The sequence below is a fragment of the Coleofasciculus sp. C1-SOL-03 genome (assembly GCF_040220555.1).
Classification (GTDB): Bacteria; Cyanobacteriota; Cyanobacteriia; order Cyanobacteriales; family Coleofasciculaceae; genus Coleofasciculus.
On record NZ_JAVJUO010000194.1, the window covers coordinates 85,007 to 104,946 of the forward strand.

Here is a 19,940-nt window from a genome sequence, read left to right on the forward strand (position 1 = left end):
GGATAAATACCAATGAATGAACAACGAATGACTGCCTATATTAATCTGATTCAATCTCTGCTGAATTGTCCCAATGGGGAAGAATTATCCTTATTGCAGGCAAACGCTGAATTAGTGGATCAGGAGTTTGTGCAGGTAATGAAAGCAGTTGCGGCGCAAATGACAGAGGCGGGAAATGAGAATGCCGCAAATTGGTTACTAGCGTTAGCAGCAGAATTAGCGGAAATGCTGGGAATTTCCTCAACTTCGGCAGCACCCGAAGACTATCTAGATTTTTTGATGTCTGTATTACAAGCAGTGGCAACAGATAATCATCGTCAGTCAATATACGCTCTGCTACAGAATAATCTGGATAAGCTGGATGATAACTTCGTCCAGATATTGGCAGCGTGGGTAAAGAAAACCTTGACTGAACTTGAACCAGGCGCTGCTAAATTTATCGCTGCGACTATTGGCAATTTCAGTATTTTGATTCAAGAGTTTCCTTTAGGGAATATCGCGAGTAACAAAGAAATTGCTATTGCTGGATATCAAGCCGTTGCTACTATTTTTACCCAGTCAGACTTTCCCCAAGATTGGGCAATGACTCAAAACAATCTGGCGGCTGCCTACAGTTATAGAATACGCGGGGATAGGGCAGAGAATCTAGAAGCGGCGATCACACATTGCAATAACGCTTTACTTGTCCGTACCCAGTCAGACTTTCCCAAAGATTGGGCAGCTACTCAAAACAATCTGGCGGCTGCCTACTCATATAGAATACGCGGGGATAGGGCTGAGAATTTAGAAGCGGCGATCACACATTATAATAACGCTTTACTTGTCCGTACCCAGTCAGACTTTCCCCAAGATTGGGCAATGACTCAAAACAATCTGGGGAATACTTACTTATATAGAATACGCGGGGATAGGGCAGAGAATTTAGAAGAAGCGATCGCACATTATGATAACGCTTTACTGGTTCTTACCCAGTCAGACTTTCCCCAAGAATGGGCAGCTACTCAAAACAATCTGGGGATTGCCTATCATTATAGAATACGGGGGGATAGGGCTGAGAATCTAGAAGCAGCGATCGCACATTATGATAAGGCTTTACTTGTCCGTACCCAGTCAGATTTCCCCAAACAATGGGCAACCACTCAAAACAATCTGGCGGCTGCCTACAGTAATAGAATACGCGGAGATAGGGCTGAGAATCTAGAAGCCGCGATCGCCCATGATCATAACGCTTTACTTGTCTGTACTCCAGAAAACTACCCGATTGATTGCTTGCAAACTAGCCGAAGTTTAGCCAACCTTGCCTGGGATAATCACGATTTTATATTAGCGATTAAAAGCTATAAACTAGCCATAAAATCGGTCGAACAAAGCCGCAACTGGGTGATTGATGAAGAACGCCGCCAGGAGATTCTCAGGGAGTCAATTTATGTCTATGAAAGAATCATCCAAGCTTATTTGAATATTGGTGAAATTGGCAAAGCGTTAGAATATACTGAACGCTTCCGTTGTCAACGCTTAGTTGAATTGATGGCGAGTGATGTACTAAACCCAGGGGGAGAAATTAAACCAGAAGTCCAAGAATTGTTAATTGACTATGAGGAATTGCAGCAGCGGATTAATGCCCTACGGTTTAGTTCTCAAACAGAAGCGACTCCAGCATTAACCGGGAGTCGTCGATTGCCGGATGGGGATGAATTAGCCGCCAATCAAGCAGAAATTCAGAAATTAGAGGCACAAAAACAACAAGTTTGGAAGCAACTACGCCGTTATGATCCGGTATTAGCGGGACAAATTCAGGTAGAACATCTGAATTTAGACCAGATGCAGGAGTTAATTGAACATCATACTACTGCCTTGCTGAGTTTCTATACTACCAGAGAAGATACTCATATTTTTATCCTGCTTAAGGATCGGAGTCCGCAAGTCTATACCTGCAAAGGGCAGGGACTTGAAACTTTCCAAAAGTGGATATTTGAAAACTGGTTTATTTCCTATATTGGAGCAAATGCAGAATGGCGAGAAAATATGGGAACTTTTCTCCAGGAACTCGCCCAGCGTTTGCAGTTAAAAGATTTGATTTCTCAGTATCTCACCGGAATTGAGGAATTCATTATTGTGCCGTATTTGCGTTTACATCAAATGCCCTTTGCTGCATTACCGATTGATGGGATAGAGACGTTCCACCAAAAGGGTAATAATTCAAAGCCTCTCTCCTTGCAGGAGAGAGGTTTGGAGAGAGGTTTTCTACATCCCGCCAACAGTAAAGGAAATGGAGAAACGCGGGGATTAGTGATTGGCAAAAAATCTCAACCCAAAGTAACCGTAACTTCCACCACCTATTTAGGCGATTTATTCCGGATTCGGATTGTACCAAGCTGCCAAATTCTCTACTATTGCCAGCAACGCCCGCCAATCCCAAATCAGCCGACAATGGGTATTGTTGAAGATGCCACAGAAGACTTACTGTTCACCCGCTACGAATGCGAAACCCTTGCCCAATCCTACGGCGTTTCTGCTGACAAACGCCTGCAAGGGCGCAAAGCGACAGTAACCGAATATCAAACCTTAGCCTCACAGGTGCAAGTTCTCCACTCTAGCCATCATGCCACATCGAATCCCACACAACCCCTAGACTCTTATTTAGTATTAGGGGATGGTTCTCTAACCCTGAGTCAACTCATCAGCCCCGGTTGGCGAATGCCCAATTTATCTGATGTATTTGCCTGCTGCTGCGAGGTCAATTTTAGTGTTAACGAACTTACTGATGATTTACTCAGTTTAGCCACAGGATTTCTCTGTGCTGGAGCCAGGAGTGTAGTGAGTACGCAGTGGTCGGTAGAGGACTTAGCCAGCGCCCTGTTAGCGATTTTTTACTACAATTTTCGTCAGGCGGGGATGAGCCGTTCTCAGGCGTTACAGCAGGGGCAGATTAAATTGCGGAATTTAACCGGAGAGGAGTTTGCCAGGAATTATCAAAGGGAGATTGGCAAGTCGTTGCAACAGCAGTATGATCAGGCGATGACTGGGCGGAATCATGCCAAGGTTAAGGGTGATGTGGCTGAGTGCCAGAAGTGGCAGGAATTAGCGGATAAGATTCAGGTACAGCAGCAGCGTTTGCAGTCGTTGGCGCAGGAGAAGCAGCCTTTTTCTCATCCCTATTATTGGGCTGGTTTTGTCTCTCAGGGATTGGCGTGATGATTGTCATTTGTCATGTATCATACTCGCTTCTCTTGAGAAGCCGCCCTTTGTTCAAGATACCTATTCAAGATATCTATGAATTATTGAGCATTTTACGGGACTGACGGGGCTCGAACCCGCAACTTCCGCCGTGACAGGGCGGTGCTCTAACCAATTGAACTACAGTCCCAATTTCCGAGCCGAATACCATTGTTGCGAAGATTTATGGATTTGTCAAGCCAGTGCCGAAAAATTTTTTGTCGCTGGGTGTGTAGGGGCGGAGGTGCAGGGGTGATGGGGTGATGGGGAAGATGAGGGAGATGGGGGAGATGGGGGAGATGGGGGAGATGGGGTGATGGGGAGATGGGGAAGATGAGGGAGATGGGGAAGATAAGGGAGATGGGGGAGATGGGGGAGATGGGGGAGATGAGGCAGATATGACGAATGACGAATCAAAGAAACAAATTCTCCCGAAAATGCTTCAATAACCACAAATTCGCCGAATACCGACTTCATGCCTAGAGGTTTCAACATCTCTCTGTGTCAATCGCTTCTCCTTGCCTTCTGTGGTAGCCTGATTACCACCGAGGCTACTGCATTCCCCGATATTCAAACCCATTGGGCAAAGGATTGCATTAACCAGATGGCATCTCGCAACCTGGTTACAGGTTACCCAGATGGCACATTTCGCCCTGATGGTTCGATTACCCGGGCAGAATTTGCGGTGTTGATGCTGAATGCCTTTCCCGACGCCGAGGTGAAACGGGGTGGGATCACGTTTACAGATGTGCCGCCTAGTCACTGGGCATATTTAGCCATTCAAGACGCTTATCAACGGGAATTTTTCGCAGGTTATCCAGGGCGGATTTTTCAACCCAGTCAACCGATTCCTCGTGTGCAGGCGATTGGGGTTTTGGCGGGGGCGAAGAATTACCGGATTCCCAGTAATCCATCGGCAACCCTGGGACGATATTTCCAAGATGCCTCTGGTATTCCAGGATACGCCAAGAATGCGATCGCGGCGGCGGCGGTGAATACGTTGGTGGTGAATTATCCCACAGTGCAACGGCTTCGCCCCAATCAACGGGCGACTCGGGGCGAAGTGGCGGCGCTATTGTGTCGGGCGTTAAATATTTATGCGGTTCCGCCTGAGTATATAGCGGGGGTGGACATTCATCCCCAACAGGTGCGGACATTACCCGGAGGACTAAATTCTGTTCCCACATTTAATAGTAATTATCCCGAATTAGTCAGAAGTGAAGGAATTTTGTTATCCACCTTTTCCCCCACCGGAAAGCGGGTTCCGTCTGCCCATCTGAATTTTCCCTTTCAAGGACGTTTTGATATTTTTACCCATCATATCGCTAGGGCAGAAACTCAGGCAGAAACTCGTCCCCTTTATCAGGGATTACTGCTGCACAATCCCACGGATAAACCCGTAACGGTTGAGGTTTTGCAAGCGACGAGTTATTTAAGTACTCCCGATGCACCGTTTATTGACTTACCCGATATAGTAGATAATCCCAATGGCAAGATTTATTCGGGACCCGGTAGTCGCACGATGAATGATATCCTGCGGGGGATTCGTCAGGAGGGGTTTCCGGAACAAGTCGTCTTAGCAGCAGGGCAAACTCAACTGTTGATGAATCAGCCGATTCCGATCCGACGGGCGCCAGCATCGAATGGACGTTCCACGATGATGCGGTTAAGTAGTAATGGTTCAGTTTATGTTGCCAATTTAGCCATGAAAGCGCCGCAGAACTCCAATGGAACATACCACGCCCCAACATTAGCGGAATGGCAAACCTTATTAGTTGAAGGAGAATTAGCCGAACCCCGGAATCTGACGCCAACCCCCCTTGACCCGCCGATGGAACCCACTGTATTTGGACGAGTGGCTGGGGTATCTCAAGGAACCGAATGGTTAGCGGAGATTACAGATACGTTGACATCGGGTAATCTGAGAATTCCTCAACCCGGTGAGGCTTTTTCCTATGTCTTAGGGACACTGCATTTAATTACGTTAAATACAGGTCAAATTCAAAGTGCGCCGATGTTAGCCCGTTATCCGGATACGGCGTATTATGCTCACAGTAATTATGGCGTGGAATATAATCTAAGGTTACCCCTGAAGAATACGACAAGTCAATCGCAAACGGTAACGGTATCGATGCAAACGCCCTTAAAAGATGAGGCAGGTACAGATAAGTTACTGTTTTTGAATCCACCTGTTGAACAGGTGTTTTTTCGGGGAACGGTTCGGGTCAGTTATGAAGATGACCAAGGGGAAAGTCAGAGGCGCTATGTTCATTTAGTTCAGCGTCGGGGACAACCGTCTGACCCCTTAGTGAGGTTAAATTTAGCACCGGGGGAACAGCGAAACGTCAAGGTTGAGTTTATTTATCCACCCGATTCCACACCGCCACAGGTGTTGACGGTGAAGACGTTGGCGAGGTGAGAGAACGGGGAACTTATGGCACGCTTCGTGCAACTACGAACTTTGCCACCAATGACACAAAACTAGCCGTTATTTCGTCAAGGGTTTAGAGGGTCATCTGCATAAACTATAGGGTCTTGAATAAGGCAGGGTGTATCTGCTTTTTTTCGCCTCGTCGCCTCGTTCCTCGACTCTAGGAAGGCAGGGGAAACTCATCTAATTTGTATAAATTGTACTTGACAAAAACTATATTTTGTGAATGTCTGTAGTAGCCACTTGAGTGGTTTAAAATACTTTATCTACCAGCCAGCGCGATCGCAATCCGATCCTGGTATCCTTGAATCTCCAGTTCCAGTCGCAGTTCGGGCTGATTACAGAATAGAACACCCCGATAGCCACTGGCAACCAGCGCAAAGGATAACTGTTGACTTTCTCCAGCTTCTACAGTCGCGTCTCCTAAATTTAACTGGCATTTTGCCCAATCCACACGCACATCTCGATGGCTGAGAATATCGGTAATTAAGACGTGATGGATTGATTTCATTACCTTAATGGCTAAGTGACGCACCGTAAATCCAATCACCCCCTTCTCGAATTCCTCTACTCTTATTTCTGGGGGTAATCCCGTAATCGTGAGTGACTCAGTTTTAGGGGATTGGGGACGGGGTTTAGAAACTTGCTTTTCGCTATTAATAACAACGTTGGTGCAAAACCCGCCCTGACTGCGTTTTGAGTTAACTCCCTTATCTCTCAAAGGACGTTCTCTCGGCGCTAATGGGGGAATCACAGAGATCTCATCGGGATTAATTGCCCACTGCTGTGCTTTTTTAATCAAATTAGACTGCAATTTTGCTGCTTTCCTCAGCTTTCCCTGATTCGTCACATACTCTACCTGTTTTTTCTTCGTCCCTATCCAACGTTCCCGGGCAAATTGACGCTGTTGCAGGTTCGTATCGTTGACAAATTGTTCATAAAATGCTAATGTTTCCACCAATGCTCCCACTTTTTCCAGAGCAATTCCTATCTGTGGCATCAATAGGTAGTCTTGCCAGTCTGGGGTAGATAAAACCCCCTCTTTCATAAATTGTGCATACTGTTGGCGTTGGTCTTTGCCCAAGTCTTTTGGATTTAATTCTGACCCTGCTAGTTCATAAACAATGTCGAAATTCAGCGCGGCTTTTTCCTCGGTTGAACCGATGACATTCGGCAAATCGCTGTCTAGCAATTCCAGGGCATCTTGCCAGTATTTCTGGCGGAAGCAATAACGGAACAGTAGCCGCAGTAGCTTGATTCTGATCCCATCCCGCGTCGCTAGTCGAAAACAGTCTTTAACTTTAGCCAAGTCATCCAATCCCACATAAACCACGCAGGCTTGCTGGTATTCCTGCTTGGTTTCCAACGCTTGGGCAACATAGCGCAGCCATCTGCGATCGCGCGGTTTGCCAGCTTGCCGCCATTGGCTGATAATCTGATCAGCTTCCCCTGCTTGTGCCAAATGCGCTAATCCGTCTGGCATACCCACAGTAAAGGCTTTTGCCCGATGATAGTCTGGGGTTTGAGTTGCATTACTTTCGTCCCAATACTGTATCGCTTGATCATAATTTTGGGCGCGATAAAAACAGGTTCCCGCTTGCACCTTTAGTTCTGGATAACCTGCTGAGGCTAAGATAGTTAGAACTTCGCCAAACTGCTGCCATTGTGATGAGGGTATTGAGGAATCATTGGGAATGGTTTCAAGGCGATGGGCATAATCTTTAATTCCTTGCTGCCATTGTTTTTGCTGATTAATCTGTTGATTTCCCTGAAGAACCCATGATTCATGACTGATAATAAACTGACTAAAATTATCCAGCGCGGCTAAATCATCCGTAGGTGTCACCATAAACCGCGCCAGAATACTCTCAGCCGCTGATTGATATTGAGGGTGCGAATCATACCAAGCCACCAATTCTGACCAGCATAGCCCCTGCCAGAAGCAATCCCACGCCTGATCCGATTCCCCCAACTCCAGGAAACAATGACCCGCGTCTCGATACTGCCGTTCAAACTTTAGCGCCCAAGCCTGACAATAGTTGGCTTGAGTGATATCCCCTAAATCCCGATAGAATTGTTTGGCGCGACGTAGTAAACTGGGATTTTCTGCATGTAAACCTTTAAGCTGAAATTCTTGGGCGATCGCACCGGGGTCATCTTCCCGCATCGTCTCGACCATATTCGGCATACCCGGTGCCAGGGTTTTCACATTATCGTGCCAACGGCTTTTGTGTTTGGCATAGCCTAGCATTGCCTGTAACAAGGCTTCATCACTGGCATAGTTCCACAGTTGACGGTTTCCTGTGTCTGAATCGACGATAAATAAATAATCCGTTGCCCGACTAGCGGCAACATAGAGTTTATTGAAAAAATATTCAACCTTGACTTTTTGGTCAACGCCTTGTAAATTCCAGACATTATCGCTACACTCTTCACCAAATTTATACAAAATTACCCGTTTAAATTCCAATCCCTTGGCAGAAATGGCGCTTAAAACATTTTTTAGCGGTTCGGGGGATAGGGTGGAGTTTGAAGTTAATTCCCTCATCTCTTCTGTTCCCGGTTCCCTGTTCCCGGTTCCCTGTTCCCCAGAACTTTCCTGTTCCCTATTCCCGGTTCCCGGTTCCCTCGATTTCAACTGCGGAAAAATCTGAGATAATACTTCATCGGCTTGGGCATACGCCAATTCTTCCCCTTCTTCACAGGGAACAATGATAATCGTATCTTTGATATAAGTGATTAATTCCTCCGCACGAATCGTCTGATTGAGAACAAAGAGTTGCGGTTCAGGGAAATCACCCGGATGCCATGCGGTTTGGGGTTGGAGTTCGGGAATGTCAAACAGGACGTGACGCCAAAGCTGAATTAAGTTGGTGAATTGAACAATAGATAGACTTGACCGATAGTTATAGGATAGTTCCTGAAAATTAATCGTCAACTTTAACTGATCCGCCGGATCAAGGGCGGTAATCACTTCCGCATCAAATGCCGCTTGGGTACTAGACCAATGGAATCCTGTTGGGTTTAAGGTTTGAAACGGATCACCCGCAAAGGCAAAGGGTAAACTCGGAATCGGTTGGTATCCCAAATGGTATTGGGAAAACAGCGACAGCCGCATAATTAGCTGTAACTCTAGGCGGGTAAAGTCTTGGGCTTCATCGCAGAAGATGGCGGTATAGTCGGGATGATAACAGTTCAATTCCAAGACTCTGGCAATTAAATCTTGGTCATCCCAGTATCCCAATTCCGTGGTTAGATGCTGATACCAATGTTGCCAAATTGTCTCATAGATGCCCTGAAATTTCTCCCCATCAATCGTGCGTTCTTTGCGAGGCACTTCCTCCTGATAGTCGTCCGGTGTCATGTAGTCCGATTGACCATAGCCTTTAATAAAACTGCGGATAATGTGCCAACAAATTTCTGGGGAATAGCGGCGGGATTGGGGAAGATGCAGGATCTGTTTAGCGAGGGCGGGTTCGGGACAGGTTCCCTGATACAATTGTTTGAACCGATGGAAGGAAATATAGTGATCTGGGTTAAACCGTTGTCGTTCCTGGGGGGGAAGTAAGCTTAACAGGAATTTACCGAAGGGTTGAAAATAGCGATCGCAGTTGGGAATCTGATCACCGGGACTGCGTTCAGCGACAAAGCGGTGGTGGGAACGCAGGAGTCGATTCACTCCATCTCTAGCAATGTCCAATAACCGTTCATTGTAGGTGAGAAACAGGGGTTGACCCGGAAGCGGTTCGGGACGGCGATGTCCTTGGTGGGTGTAGTATTTACGGTAGCAGTAGTCAGCAAATAGATAAATTAGCATCGTGGATTTGCCACTACCCGCCCGTCCATTAATAAATAGGGGAAGTGAATCGGTTTCGGGGGTAGGACAAGATACCGATTGGAGAATTTCCTCTTCTTCTGGGGAAAGGGCAAGATTTGCCTCTCTCCCCCATTCAATCGCCAGCCAACTCTCGTCATCGGCTAAGAGGTAAGCGGGATAGGAACGACGGGCGAAGGGGGTTAATTCGTGGATAGTCAGGGATTGGGATAAGCGGTTGGGGGTGTTTGCACCATTAAATAGGGTGGTGCGCCGTCCCACGTCCCGAATCTCGGCGCTGGAGGGGGGATGATCAAAGGCGGCTAAGAGAAACAAGACACCGCGAACACTGGCGTCAGTGGTTTCAATCTGGCTGTAGAGGACGTAACAATTGTTTTCCCCCCAGAGGTTGACATTTTCGGGAAGGTGGGGTTGACGGGAAATAATCAGGGTTTCGGCGAAGCTGTCGGTTGGGATGGCTGCACGATTACCATTACCATTTCCCGTAGATGTGGCGGTATGAGTATTAATCTGGGAAATAATCTGATAGTAGGTTGTCCACGCTTCTTGCCGTTTAACTGTGGCAAACTGTCTCACCCATTCTTCACTTTCATAGATCACCCAATCATCGGGAACAATATCCCGTTCCCATCCCGGCGGATCAAGCCAAGGGCGCAAGGGTTCTGGGAGTGGGGGTAACGGTGCAACCGTCTGTTGCTGAGATTGGGCTTGAGTTAACCAATCGCGAATCTGTTGCCGGTCGAGTTGGGGTTCCAGATGGGTGCGACCATAATCAAGGGGGGATTCCAGAAACTGTTCATAGTCGTGATCACCCCGTTTAAAGATATCAATGAAGCACAACAGTTGCTGATGATCCAGATGCAGGATACGACCAATCAGGCGGCGGTTGAGGATGCGGCGCTTCAGGTAAGGATAAACCCGCTCAAACCGAGATTGCACTTCATCGAGTCGTTGAGTTTGCAGTTGAGTACACAGATCATCGATGCGATCGCGAATTCCATAGCGTTCTGCTTTCTCATTAAACCCAGAGGTGCGATAGATGTACATTCAAGAGTTCCCATTCGTCTCTTATATCCCTATTTTCGTCCTAATCTGGAGTTTCGACGAAATTTTGGGGTGTTCCAGAAATCCACATCATTGTAGGGGCACGATATTATCGTGCCCCTACCATAAATGTGTGCTTGCTGCACAAACGGATAGCACCTAAAACCTAATACCTACCCTTACCACAAAACTCCCCGCAGCAAACCCTAACTAGGCACTAAATGCATGAAACTATTTTTTTGTCAAATCAGCCCCTGAGTGAGTCCAGACAATTGGGTAATGCAGCATACTTGTATTATTTAAATTTTTCCGACGCTAGCCCGAATAAAATAACGCCGAATTAAGGCGTTGAAGCGTTTTTTATTTAAAATTGACCATGACGTGACCAAGATACACTATTTAAATAAGATAATACTACAACCTCAAACCCAGGTCAAATCAGGATTTATTGGTGACGTTTTCTGCCCGCCCTAAGTCCCCTTGTCTTTAGAATATTAAAACTTAAATCTCGAACTTAAAAGTTTTATTTATATAAAACCCGACAAGAAACAGTTGCACAACTTGAGATGAATGTCAGCTTTTAGCTTAACGGTTTGAACCCCATTTTATTTTTTCAGGTTGAGGATAACCGACTCCACAGCATCAGCTTGTGTAAAGTTTCCCGCTTTGAGGTTATTGGAATGGCGTCGCAGTAAATCAATATCGTGGGGTTTCCAAGAAACCAATGAGGTAACTAGGGCTATCTTTTCGGCTAAGTCTGTCTGCAGTCGTGGCAAATCCTGAGCGTTTTCCCAGACTTGGAGAAACAGTTCCAGTGTTTTTGTACCCTCTTCATAGTTGAGTGCTGTCGGAGTTAATTGAGGATAGCCAAGCCATTTCAATAGCATTTTTATTTCCTCAGTACCCCCACTCAATAAATAGGTTGCAAACCGCCATTGTGCAAAATCGGGTTGATTAGGTTCATAGACATTATTCAGAACAAAAACAATCTCATTTAATTCCAGTTTGCGGATATTAATTAATGCCAGAGCTATCCAGTTACGAATGTATGAGTCAACGGTTTTATCCTGAAGGAAGTTAAGAATTTCCGGAATGTATTGAGCGCCAGATTCCCCCAGTTTGCCTAATGCCTTAACCGCCAAGAAGCGACGAACATCATAATCAATGGTGTCATTCTTGAGGAAATTGAAAATTTCAGGAATGTATCGAGCGCTATCTTCCCCCAGTTTGTCTAATACCTCACCCACCAAGAAGCCACGAAGTCTTGGATCAATGGTGTCATCCTGGAGTAAGTGGAAAATTTCAGGAATGTATCGAGCGCTAGCTTCCCCCAGTTTGATTAATGCAACAACTGCCGAGCCACGATAATCTGAAGAAACGGTGTCATCCTGGAGTAAGTTAAGAATTTCTGGGATGTATACAACCCCAACTTTTCCCAGTCTGACTAATGCAATAGCCGCCCGACTACGAACTCCTGAATCAGCGGTTTCATCCTTGAGGATATTGGCAATCTCAGGGGCATATATAGCCCCAGCTTCCCCCAGATTGCCTAATATATAAGCCGCCCAGCCACGAACCCATGAGGAAACTGTTTCATCCTGAACGATGTTGGCAATCTCAGGAGCGTATATAGCGCCCGCTTCCCCTAGATTGCCTAATGCATCAGCTGCCGAGCCACGAACCAACCCGTCAACGGTTTCATCCTGGAGAAAGTTGAGCATATCAGGGATATAGTTGACACCCGCTTCCCCCAGATTGACTAATGCATAAACCATCAGGTGACGAATGTGTGAATCAACAGTTTTATCCTTAAGGATGTTGACAGCTTTCTCAGCAATATCCTCATCTTCTGGTTTTTCAATGACAGCTTGTAAGTCCTGTGGCTCATATCGAACTAATTGCCAGAATGCATATTCTTTAACTTTGTCATGCCCATCGTCGAGGGCAGCGATTATCCCATCAATATGCCAGGGTTGCGGCTTGGGCTTGGGCGGTTCTTGGGCGCTAACCCAAGGGAGGGCAAGTGAGATCGTCAGGAATAAGGTAAATAGAAATAGGAAAAAGGGATAAACGGTTTTGGTTTGATTAAAAGTCTTTAACATCCTGGGAATTTTGCCGCCAGAGATTATACTAATCTATCCAGTGTACGCCTAATGATCGCGATCGCAGACTGCACGGCTACCTCTTGCTGATTCCATCTCATCGCCCTCGACTGTTCAAACGGCGGTAGGCTGGAGTAATGGCAATGTGCGATCGAGACAGTTTATTGTAGCGAGCGATACACTCGCACTACAACTGTTCCCTGTTCCCTACTCACACTTATTCAGCAAGCCCTATTGTCAACATTTTCGGCTGCACGTATGGCTACCGCGATCGCACGCTGCACCGCCACCTCTTTTTCCCCAACAATCACTCCCTCTCCAGCCGTTCGCTGGGCAATCACCCCACAGACACAAGCCGCTGCAAATCCGTAAACCCCTGCCATTTTCAATAATGTGCCGCATTCCATCTCATAGTTGAGAACATGCAAACGACGATAGTCTTGAGTAATCCCTTGAAGCTGACGGATTAAATAAGGATTCGCCGAATTGGTGCGTTCTTGCCCTTCATAAAACGTATCCACCGACGCCGTAATCCCCAGATAATGCTCAATCCCTAACTCCCGCGCCGCCTCCACTAATCCCACTGTGAGAAACGGATCAGCCGCCGCCGGATATTCAATTGGGGCAATATCATTAGCTGCACCTTGACGACATAATGCCGCACGAGTAATCACAAGACTACCCACCGGGACATACTCTTGAATCGAGCCACAAGTCCCCACGCGAATAATTGTCTCAATCCCCAATTGCACCAACTCATTCACCACGATACTCAGAGACGGTGCGCCCATACCACTCGTTGCCGATAAAATCGGGCAATTATTGGACAATTTGCCCAAATAACTCTTTAATCCCCGATTTTCCGAGAGTAGACGCCCATCCTGCAAATAGTCTTGAGCAATCTGAGAAGCACGTTGCGGATCACCGGATAACAGCGCCAGAGTAGGCGGCGGTGAACCGAGGTCATCTTGCCCAAAGCCAAGGTGATACATAGAGGAACGGGTCATGGGTGGAATAGGTTTGCTGTTTCCATTAAATCAGCCACAAGACCTGCTGCGTTGCGCCAAAAATAGAACGCTTAACTTCACTGGAATTTTCTTCGGATAAAAAATAATTGCACTTTATCAAAACTTGATAAAGAACCTCATCTATCCCCACTTCAGTATTCCGGAATTTTACGGATATATTTTTTCTATTGGTCTTTTGTGAAGACCTCATAAAGCCTTTACAAATTCTATAAATTTTTCATAAATCAATATTTTCATTATTTACACTATTCACTTTGTAAAGTTTTTATATTTATTGTCTAACGCAAATCGCCAAAACCACTGCTATTAAAGCAATGCAGGATATTGAACCTGGCTTCATATCATTGATAAATATCAAAGTTTTTGCAAAGTTAAGTGGTTTTACTCGACAGTATAAATACGTATATGACAGGCTTGAATTAAGCAAGCAAATCAAATCACTGTTCAGGAACACCAACAAAACCATGTAATGTAAGCCAACTGTTTCCCCTCAAATTACACTTCCCAATTTTTTTCTTCAAAGAAGAGTCCTTGTAAACCTTTACTCGCAAACAACCATGTTTACATCAACTGCCATGAAAACCTTATCGATGACAGCAGCTAGCGCGACTTTGATGGCTCTGGGAACAGGTGTGACTCCGGCTGAAGCAGTGACTGTATTTACTGACCGGACGGCTTGGCAGGAAACAGTTTCTGGTATTACTACAGAGACTTTCTCTACTCCTCAAAGCAGCAGTCAAAACTTACTCCTAGAGAATGGCATTCAGGTTACAGGGGTGTCATCAGTCGAAACGGGTCAATTTTATACCTCTACACCGAGTCGTTCTGAGAGTGTCGAGTTTGAGTTTCCCTCTCAAATACTCGGATTCGGCGCTGACTTTAGCTCAACAACCAGTAATGGAGGATTAACGGTTTCGGGTTTGTTTGATGAAATACCGGGTGTGGATACAGTCGTCTTCTCGGAGTATCTTCAGGGACAAGGTACTGGTTTCCTGGGAATCGTCGCGGATACAGCATTTAATTCCCTATCGTTTGCGATGCAGTCACCTCCACTGGCTATCTCGGCGGCGAATGAAGCGTTTCAAATGGATAATTTCAGCTTTGCCAGTAACCTGGCTGAATCTGATGCTGTAAGTTCCCCAGAGTCACCAACTGACTCAGAGAATAATAGAGGTGAACCAATGCCTCCTTTGACCGACACGAGGTCGGAATCTGTTCCTGAACCTGCTTCAGTGTTAGGTCTACTGATGATGGCTGTTTTGGGTACAACTTCTCTACGGAAGCGCCAAACTCGATAAGTAGTGGTCACGGCAATAGGCAATAAAATAGGGAATGGGTGCATCCCTTACATTGCCAAAGTCGTTCTGAGAAGGGACAAGAGAGACAAAGGAAATAGTTCTGTTAAACGTGTTGACTAAAATAGGTGAGAATCGCTAGAGCGACAAACAGACTCAGCAGTAACCAGCGACGCCGCTTCAAGATTTGATCCAGATATCTGTTCATCGTAACTCCTTTACATCAACAGTCCTAATAGTGTACCTGTTGTATTCAACGCTAAACGTTTGAATGGAATTCACCGAACAAGAGATGTGCCACTTTTATTAATTGTCAATGGCGACTGAATCTATTTATCCTCTCAGGGAGACTGTCTAACCTCAGAACCGCTAAAGCGGTTACTACAAGCCACTCTGATGGCTGAAAAACGAGACAATTTGGTAACTGTCACAACCGGATGCTGATCCTGATGCTGGTTATGATGATGTGAATAACTGCTATAACTCAAAAGCTTCTGGTGGGTATTCGGACTAGACATTAACCGTTATGACACAAAAAACACGCGGCGCGATCGCGGCTGGACATGAGAAAACGGCTGAGGCGGGTAGGGAAATGTTTCGCCTAGGTGGTAATGCGTTTGATGCGGCGGTTGCGGCGATTCTCGCCTCCTTTGTCACGGAACCGGGACTCACCTCAGCAGCGGGAGGCGGTTTCCTCTTAGCCCATACCCAAACGAATCAAAATATTCTCTTTGATTTTTTTAGCCAAACTCCGCGTCAGAAACGTCCTGAGAATGAAATTAATTTTTATCCCGTTGATGTTAATTTTGGCGGTGCTATCCAAGAGTTTCATATCGGACTGGGTTCTATGGCGGTTCCCGGAAATATGGCTGGCGTGTTTCACGTTCACCAACGATTAGGTAGTTTACCCTTCCACGTTATAGCCGAACCAGCAATTCACTATGCGAAGCATGGGATTAAATTAAATCGATTTCAATACTATTGTTTAACCTCAGTTCTGACGCCAATTATCATGGCGCAGCAAAACGGACAAAACATTTTTATTCTCACCGGGAAACCTATCGAACCCGATGCAATGATAACTATGACAACCTTTGCCGATACGTTAGCGTATTTAGCGAAAAAGGGAGTTCGGGAATTTTATCAAGGAGATATTGCTCATCAATTAGTCAACGATTGTCAGGAATTCGGGGGATATTTAACCTTAGACGATTTAAAGCATTATCGGGTCATCGAACGGCAGCCCTTAACCGTTAATTATCGAGGCAATACCTTATTTACCAACCCGCCTCCCAGTTCCGGTGGAACATTGATAGCTTGGGCATTAAAATTATTATCGACCGTTGAGTTAGCGAATCTGGGTTTTGGCAGTGCGCGTCATTTAGAAATTCTGGCACAGGTTATGCAGTTGACGAATGCAGCCAGACAGACAGGATTGAAGGATTATTTGTATCAAGAGAATATTGTTGATCAATTTTTAGCTGACGATTCTCTTGCCCAGTATCAACAAGACTTAGCAGAAACGGTAAATAAATGGGGCAGTACCACCCATATTAGTGTTATCGATGAGGTAGGAAATGCCGCTAGTGTTACCACGTCTAACGGAGAAGGGTCAGGTTACGTGATTCCGGGGACAGGGATTATGGTGAATAATATGTTAGGAGAGGAAGACTTAAATCCCCAAGGCTTTCATCAGTGGCAAGAAAATGTGCGGATTTCGTCGATGATGTCTCCCTCGATTGTTGTGCAGAATAATCAGGCGGAAGTTGTTTTAGGGTCAGGGGGTTCTAATCGAATTAGGACGGCTATTTTACAAGTTATTTCTAATATTTTAGATTTTAATATGCCTGTTGAGCAAGCGGTGAATAGTCCGAGAACCCATGGAGAAAATGGTCGGTTTCATGTCGAACCTGGTTTAACTGAAGCGGAAATACTTAGTCCATTATTGACGAACCAACAGGTTGTGCGTTGGCGAGAAAAGAATTTGTTTTTTGGCGGGGTTCATACGGTGATGAAAACGTCTGATAGTTTACTTGTCGGTGCTGGTGACAACCGTCGAGATGGTGCGGTGGCTAAGTTGTAAGTGGGTGGACACAATTAAAGTTAACGGTTGAGATGAGGGAACAGGGAACGGGGAACAGGGAACAGTAAGGGTTTGAGGGTGATTTACTTGCACTTGATACAGTGCCGTTTTCTTTTGTCCGACTACTTAGCGGTATGTCAACTGTAGGGGCGCACGCTCACACGGACTCTTATTAAACGATCGCGCCAAATTCAAACCAGATGACATCATGTCTGTCTGATGCAAACAAATTTGATTTGAAAGGGAAGATAGCTTGTAGTAAGGGCTTTAGCCCTAGATTCCGCCCTAGCAACATGGGTCAACCCAAGATGGTGGTGTGACATAGCTAAAATGGTGGAATAGATTTGACCATTGAATCGGGCGCACGTCGGTGCGCCCCTACATTTCCGGGCGTAATTCTAATTCAATTCACCCAATGACTTCACTCCCTCCCAACCGCGCTACCACCCTGAAAACAGCTTTTCGGGCTTGTGATGTGGGTCCCCTGGTGGGTCCAGATGTTGAACGATATTATAAAAAAGGTGGCTGATGAACTCTATAAATCTGGATAGAGTAAAACGTGATAGTTATCCTGTGGTGGGCAAGCACAACGAACGAGAATAAAAGCTTCAATGTTTATAAGACTTGCCCACCCTACATAAAAATCTGGGTCTATAAAATTTTTGTCTAAATCCTCTAACGTCCTCTGCGCCCCTCTGCGCTAACCTCTGCGTACCTCTGCGTTAAAAAAATACTTTCAATGCCAAAGGATATAATATAATCCCCAATCAAACTACAAAACTTGCCGATATCGCCGCGAACGATTATTTCTACCATATAAACGACGCCATTGTTGAGAACTGCGAATCGCCAACCACAACAGAATCAGCGCAATTAATCCCCCTTGTTGAGGCGCATCAAAGGCAAAGATAACCAACGCCACACATAAAACATCTTGGCTAAAAACCACCCATAACGGTAAACCGCGCAAGCGAAAAAACCAGCCAACTTGTACCAATTGCAGGACAAACGCCAATAACCCACTCACTATCCCGACAATCCAAATAATTTCTACAGGGGCGTTGGCAAACCGGGCGACAGCAATACCCATAATTGCCCCAACCCCAGGACTAAACAGGAGTTGGACAATTTGCAAGACTCGCTGTCCCAGCAACTTCTTTGAGGCAAATAATTCAAATAATGAGAAGGAGGTCAAAATACCGACCAAAACCGAGGGATGAATGCGAGACAGCAGGGGAATTTCATTCCAGAGGTTATCGCTTTGCAACAAGCCAATCACCAATAACGGCAAAGCAATCCTCATTCCTACGGCGGCTGCTACTGAGAGTACAGCTAGGAGTTCAATCATTGTTACCTGATAGCCTGAAAGAGAAATCAATTGGTTATGCCCCTGTCCTCAGTTTAACGTTTGTAGACAATCCCACATCCTTTGATGCCCTTTCTCCGATAGGATGAAAACTGACCTAAAAACTGCAAGCCACCTATGCCAACGGCAGCCTTTTTGCAAGGAATTCTGGGCGCGTCTAGTTTAGCCTTGGGCGCGTCAGTGGGAGTCTTTTGGCAACCGAGTCGCCACTTATCCGCGACGATTATGGCATTTGGCAGTGGTACACTACTGTCGGCGATCGCGTTTGAAATCACGATTCCGGTCTATCGTCACAGTGGCTTTGTCCCCCTGTTAATTGGATTTATGGCAGGAGGGATATTATTTACCGGACTGACATCCTATATCGACCAACATGGCGGATTTCTGCGTAAACCCGCATCCAGTCGCCGCTACCTGGTTGAACATGGTCAGGAACAGGTGGCTGATATCCTTAATCGCATCGCCCACATTGAGGTGATGCAAAATCTACCTCCCAAAGAACGGCAACGAGTTGCCCTGTTTCTCAATCCCATTCACGCCCACCCTGGAGACGTAATTTGTGAAGATGGAACCCCTGGTGACTATTTCTATATGATTGTTGACGGTGAAGCCGAAGTCCGAAAGGGTCGAAAAGTTCTCGGTACGATGGGACCGGGAGAAGTGTTTGGTGAGATGGCACTCTTGACTGGAGAACCGCGATCTGCCACCGTGGTTGCTCGCACCCCGATGGAATTGTATCAGTTACACCAGGAACATTTCCACACCATGCTCACTTGGTCGCCTCATCTGGCTTGGTCTTTGAGTCGCGCCTTAGCCCGACGACTGCAAGTCGCTACGGAATCACGCATGGTGGTCGAACATCGTTTCGATCGATGGCGACAGCAGGTTATGAATCAAGTTGAACTGGATTTGTTACTCCGGGATGATCAAGTAACCCTGGAAAATTTGATCAAACAGTCTACACCGTTTGCCATTCTGGTGGGTACATTAATTGACAATATCCCAGAAGCGGCGGTGATTGGCATGAATTCCCACAATAGCGATTTGGGCTGGTCTTTTTTATTGGCGGTATTTATTTCTAATTTTCCCGAAGCCTTATCCAGCGCCACGGGAATGAAACAAGCGGGAACGAAAACGAGTCAGATTTTGGGATTATGGATAGGTGTGGTGATTCTCAGTGGTTTATGCGCCGTTGGGGGTTATTTTTTACAAAATAATACATCAGAAGTTGTGGTTGCGATCGCCCAGGCTATTTCCGGTGGCGCTATCTTAGCCATGGTCGCGAGTACGATGATGCCGGAAGCTTACGAACTGGGAGGCAGTTCCGTTGTTTTTTCGACAATTTTAGGATTTCTGCTGGGGTTTTTTATCTCATCGAATCATTTACTCTAACTGCCAAGTAACACTGATTTCACGGATTTATTGACACGGTAAAGGTGGGGAGTGAGAGGTTAGTGACACGCTATTTCACAGAGGTGTTAGTGCGATCGCCAATCTTGTAGGGTGTGTTAGCGACAGCCTAACGCACCCTATAAGTGTA

At 46.0% G+C, this 19,940-nt stretch carries 9 protein-coding genes and 1 tRNA gene; 5 read left to right on the forward strand and 5 right to left on the reverse strand.

Annotated features, from left to right (window positions below; genetic code table 11):
* Positions 1-12 precede the first annotated feature (12 nt).
* Positions 13-3,195: a CHAT domain-containing protein gene (locus RIE73_RS29785; protein WP_446404611.1), complete on the forward strand. Its 3,183-nt coding sequence runs from the start codon at positions 13-15 to the stop codon at positions 3,193-3,195.
* Between the two features lie 98 nt (positions 3,196-3,293).
* On the opposite strand, the gene RIE73_RS29790 is transcribed toward RIE73_RS29785, so the two are convergent.
* Positions 3,294-3,367: transfer RNA gene (locus RIE73_RS29790), tRNA-Asp, on the reverse strand.
* Between the two features lie 324 nt (positions 3,368-3,691).
* Between RIE73_RS29790 and RIE73_RS29795 the strand changes: the two genes are divergently transcribed.
* Positions 3,692-5,635 carry a DUF3370 family protein gene (locus RIE73_RS29795; RefSeq protein WP_446404612.1) on the forward strand — a complete coding sequence of 648 codons (1,944 nt, stop codon included), beginning with the start codon at positions 3,692-3,694 and terminating at the stop codon, positions 5,633-5,635.
* A gap of 274 nt (positions 5,636-5,909) precedes the next feature.
* Here RIE73_RS29795 and RIE73_RS29800 read toward each other — a convergent pair whose 3' ends face one another.
* The 3 genes from RIE73_RS29800 to RIE73_RS29810 form a co-directional block, all read right to left on the reverse strand.
* Positions 5,910-10,529, reverse strand: a complete 4,620-nt coding sequence (locus tag RIE73_RS29800) for a hypothetical protein (protein WP_446404613.1) — start codon at positions 10,527-10,529, stop codon at positions 5,910-5,912.
* Between the two features lie 602 nt (positions 10,530-11,131).
* Entirely contained in the window at positions 11,132-12,628 is a 1,497-nt protein-coding gene (locus RIE73_RS29805) for a HEAT repeat domain-containing protein (RefSeq protein WP_446404614.1), read from the reverse strand.
* A gap of 221 nt (positions 12,629-12,849) precedes the next feature.
* Positions 12,850-13,635, reverse strand: coding sequence for a nucleoside phosphorylase (locus tag RIE73_RS29810; RefSeq protein ID WP_446404615.1), 786 nt, complete (start codon positions 13,633-13,635; stop codon positions 12,850-12,852).
* A 578-nt stretch (positions 13,636-14,213) separates the two neighbouring features.
* Between RIE73_RS29810 and RIE73_RS29815 the strand changes: the two genes are divergently transcribed.
* Together RIE73_RS29815 and ggt are read left to right on the forward strand one after the other, a co-directional pair.
* On the forward strand, positions 14,214-14,954 hold the full coding sequence (locus RIE73_RS29815) for a PEP-CTERM sorting domain-containing protein (RefSeq protein WP_446404616.1): 741 nt from the start codon (positions 14,214-14,216) through the stop codon (positions 14,952-14,954).
* 523 nt (positions 14,955-15,477) lie between these two features.
* Complete coding sequence (ggt, locus tag RIE73_RS29820) at positions 15,478-17,034, forward strand: gamma-glutamyltransferase (protein WP_446404617.1); 1,557 nt, start codon at positions 15,478-15,480, stop codon at positions 17,032-17,034.
* A gap of 772 nt (positions 17,035-17,806) precedes the next feature.
* On the opposite strand, the gene RIE73_RS29825 is transcribed toward ggt, so the two are convergent.
* On the reverse strand, positions 17,807-18,382 hold the full coding sequence (locus RIE73_RS29825) for a DUF4126 domain-containing protein (RefSeq protein WP_446404641.1): 576 nt from the start codon (positions 18,380-18,382) through the stop codon (positions 17,807-17,809).
* Positions 18,383-18,517: 135 nt separating this feature from the next.
* On the opposite strand from RIE73_RS29825, the gene RIE73_RS29830 reads away from it, so the two are divergent.
* Complete coding sequence (locus RIE73_RS29830) at positions 18,518-19,792, forward strand: cyclic nucleotide-binding domain-containing protein (RefSeq protein ID WP_446404618.1); 1,275 nt, start codon at positions 18,518-18,520, stop codon at positions 19,790-19,792.
* Positions 19,793-19,940: the final 148 nt, after the last annotated feature.

What these genes read in the sequence shown, in the direction of transcription:
- RIE73_RS29800 (WP_446404613.1), bottom strand. Translation starts at nt 10,529, where the DNA reads ATGTACATCTATCGCACCTCTGGGTTTAATGAGAAAGCAGAACGCTAT.
- RIE73_RS29795 (WP_446404612.1), top strand. Translation starts at nt 3,692, where the DNA reads ATGCCTAGAGGTTTCAACATCTCTCTGTGTCAATCGCTTCTCCTTGCC.
- RIE73_RS29810 (WP_446404615.1), bottom strand. Translation starts at nt 13,635, where the DNA reads ATGACCCGTTCCTCTATGTATCACCTTGGCTTTGGGCAAGATGACCTC.
- ggt (WP_446404617.1), top strand. Translation starts at nt 15,478, where the DNA reads ATGACACAAAAAACACGCGGCGCGATCGCGGCTGGACATGAGAAAACG.
- RIE73_RS29825 (WP_446404641.1), bottom strand. Translation starts at nt 18,382, where the DNA reads ATGATTGAACTCCTAGCTGTACTCTCAGTAGCAGCCGCCGTAGGAATG.
- RIE73_RS29785 (WP_446404611.1), top strand. Translation starts at nt 13, where the DNA reads ATGAATGAACAACGAATGACTGCCTATATTAATCTGATTCAATCTCTG.
- RIE73_RS29830 (WP_446404618.1), top strand. Translation starts at nt 18,518, where the DNA reads ATGCCAACGGCAGCCTTTTTGCAAGGAATTCTGGGCGCGTCTAGTTTA.
- RIE73_RS29805 (WP_446404614.1), bottom strand. Translation starts at nt 12,628, where the DNA reads ATGTTAAAGACTTTTAATCAAACCAAAACCGTTTATCCCTTTTTCCTA.
- RIE73_RS29815 (WP_446404616.1), top strand. Translation starts at nt 14,214, where the DNA reads ATGTTTACATCAACTGCCATGAAAACCTTATCGATGACAGCAGCTAGC.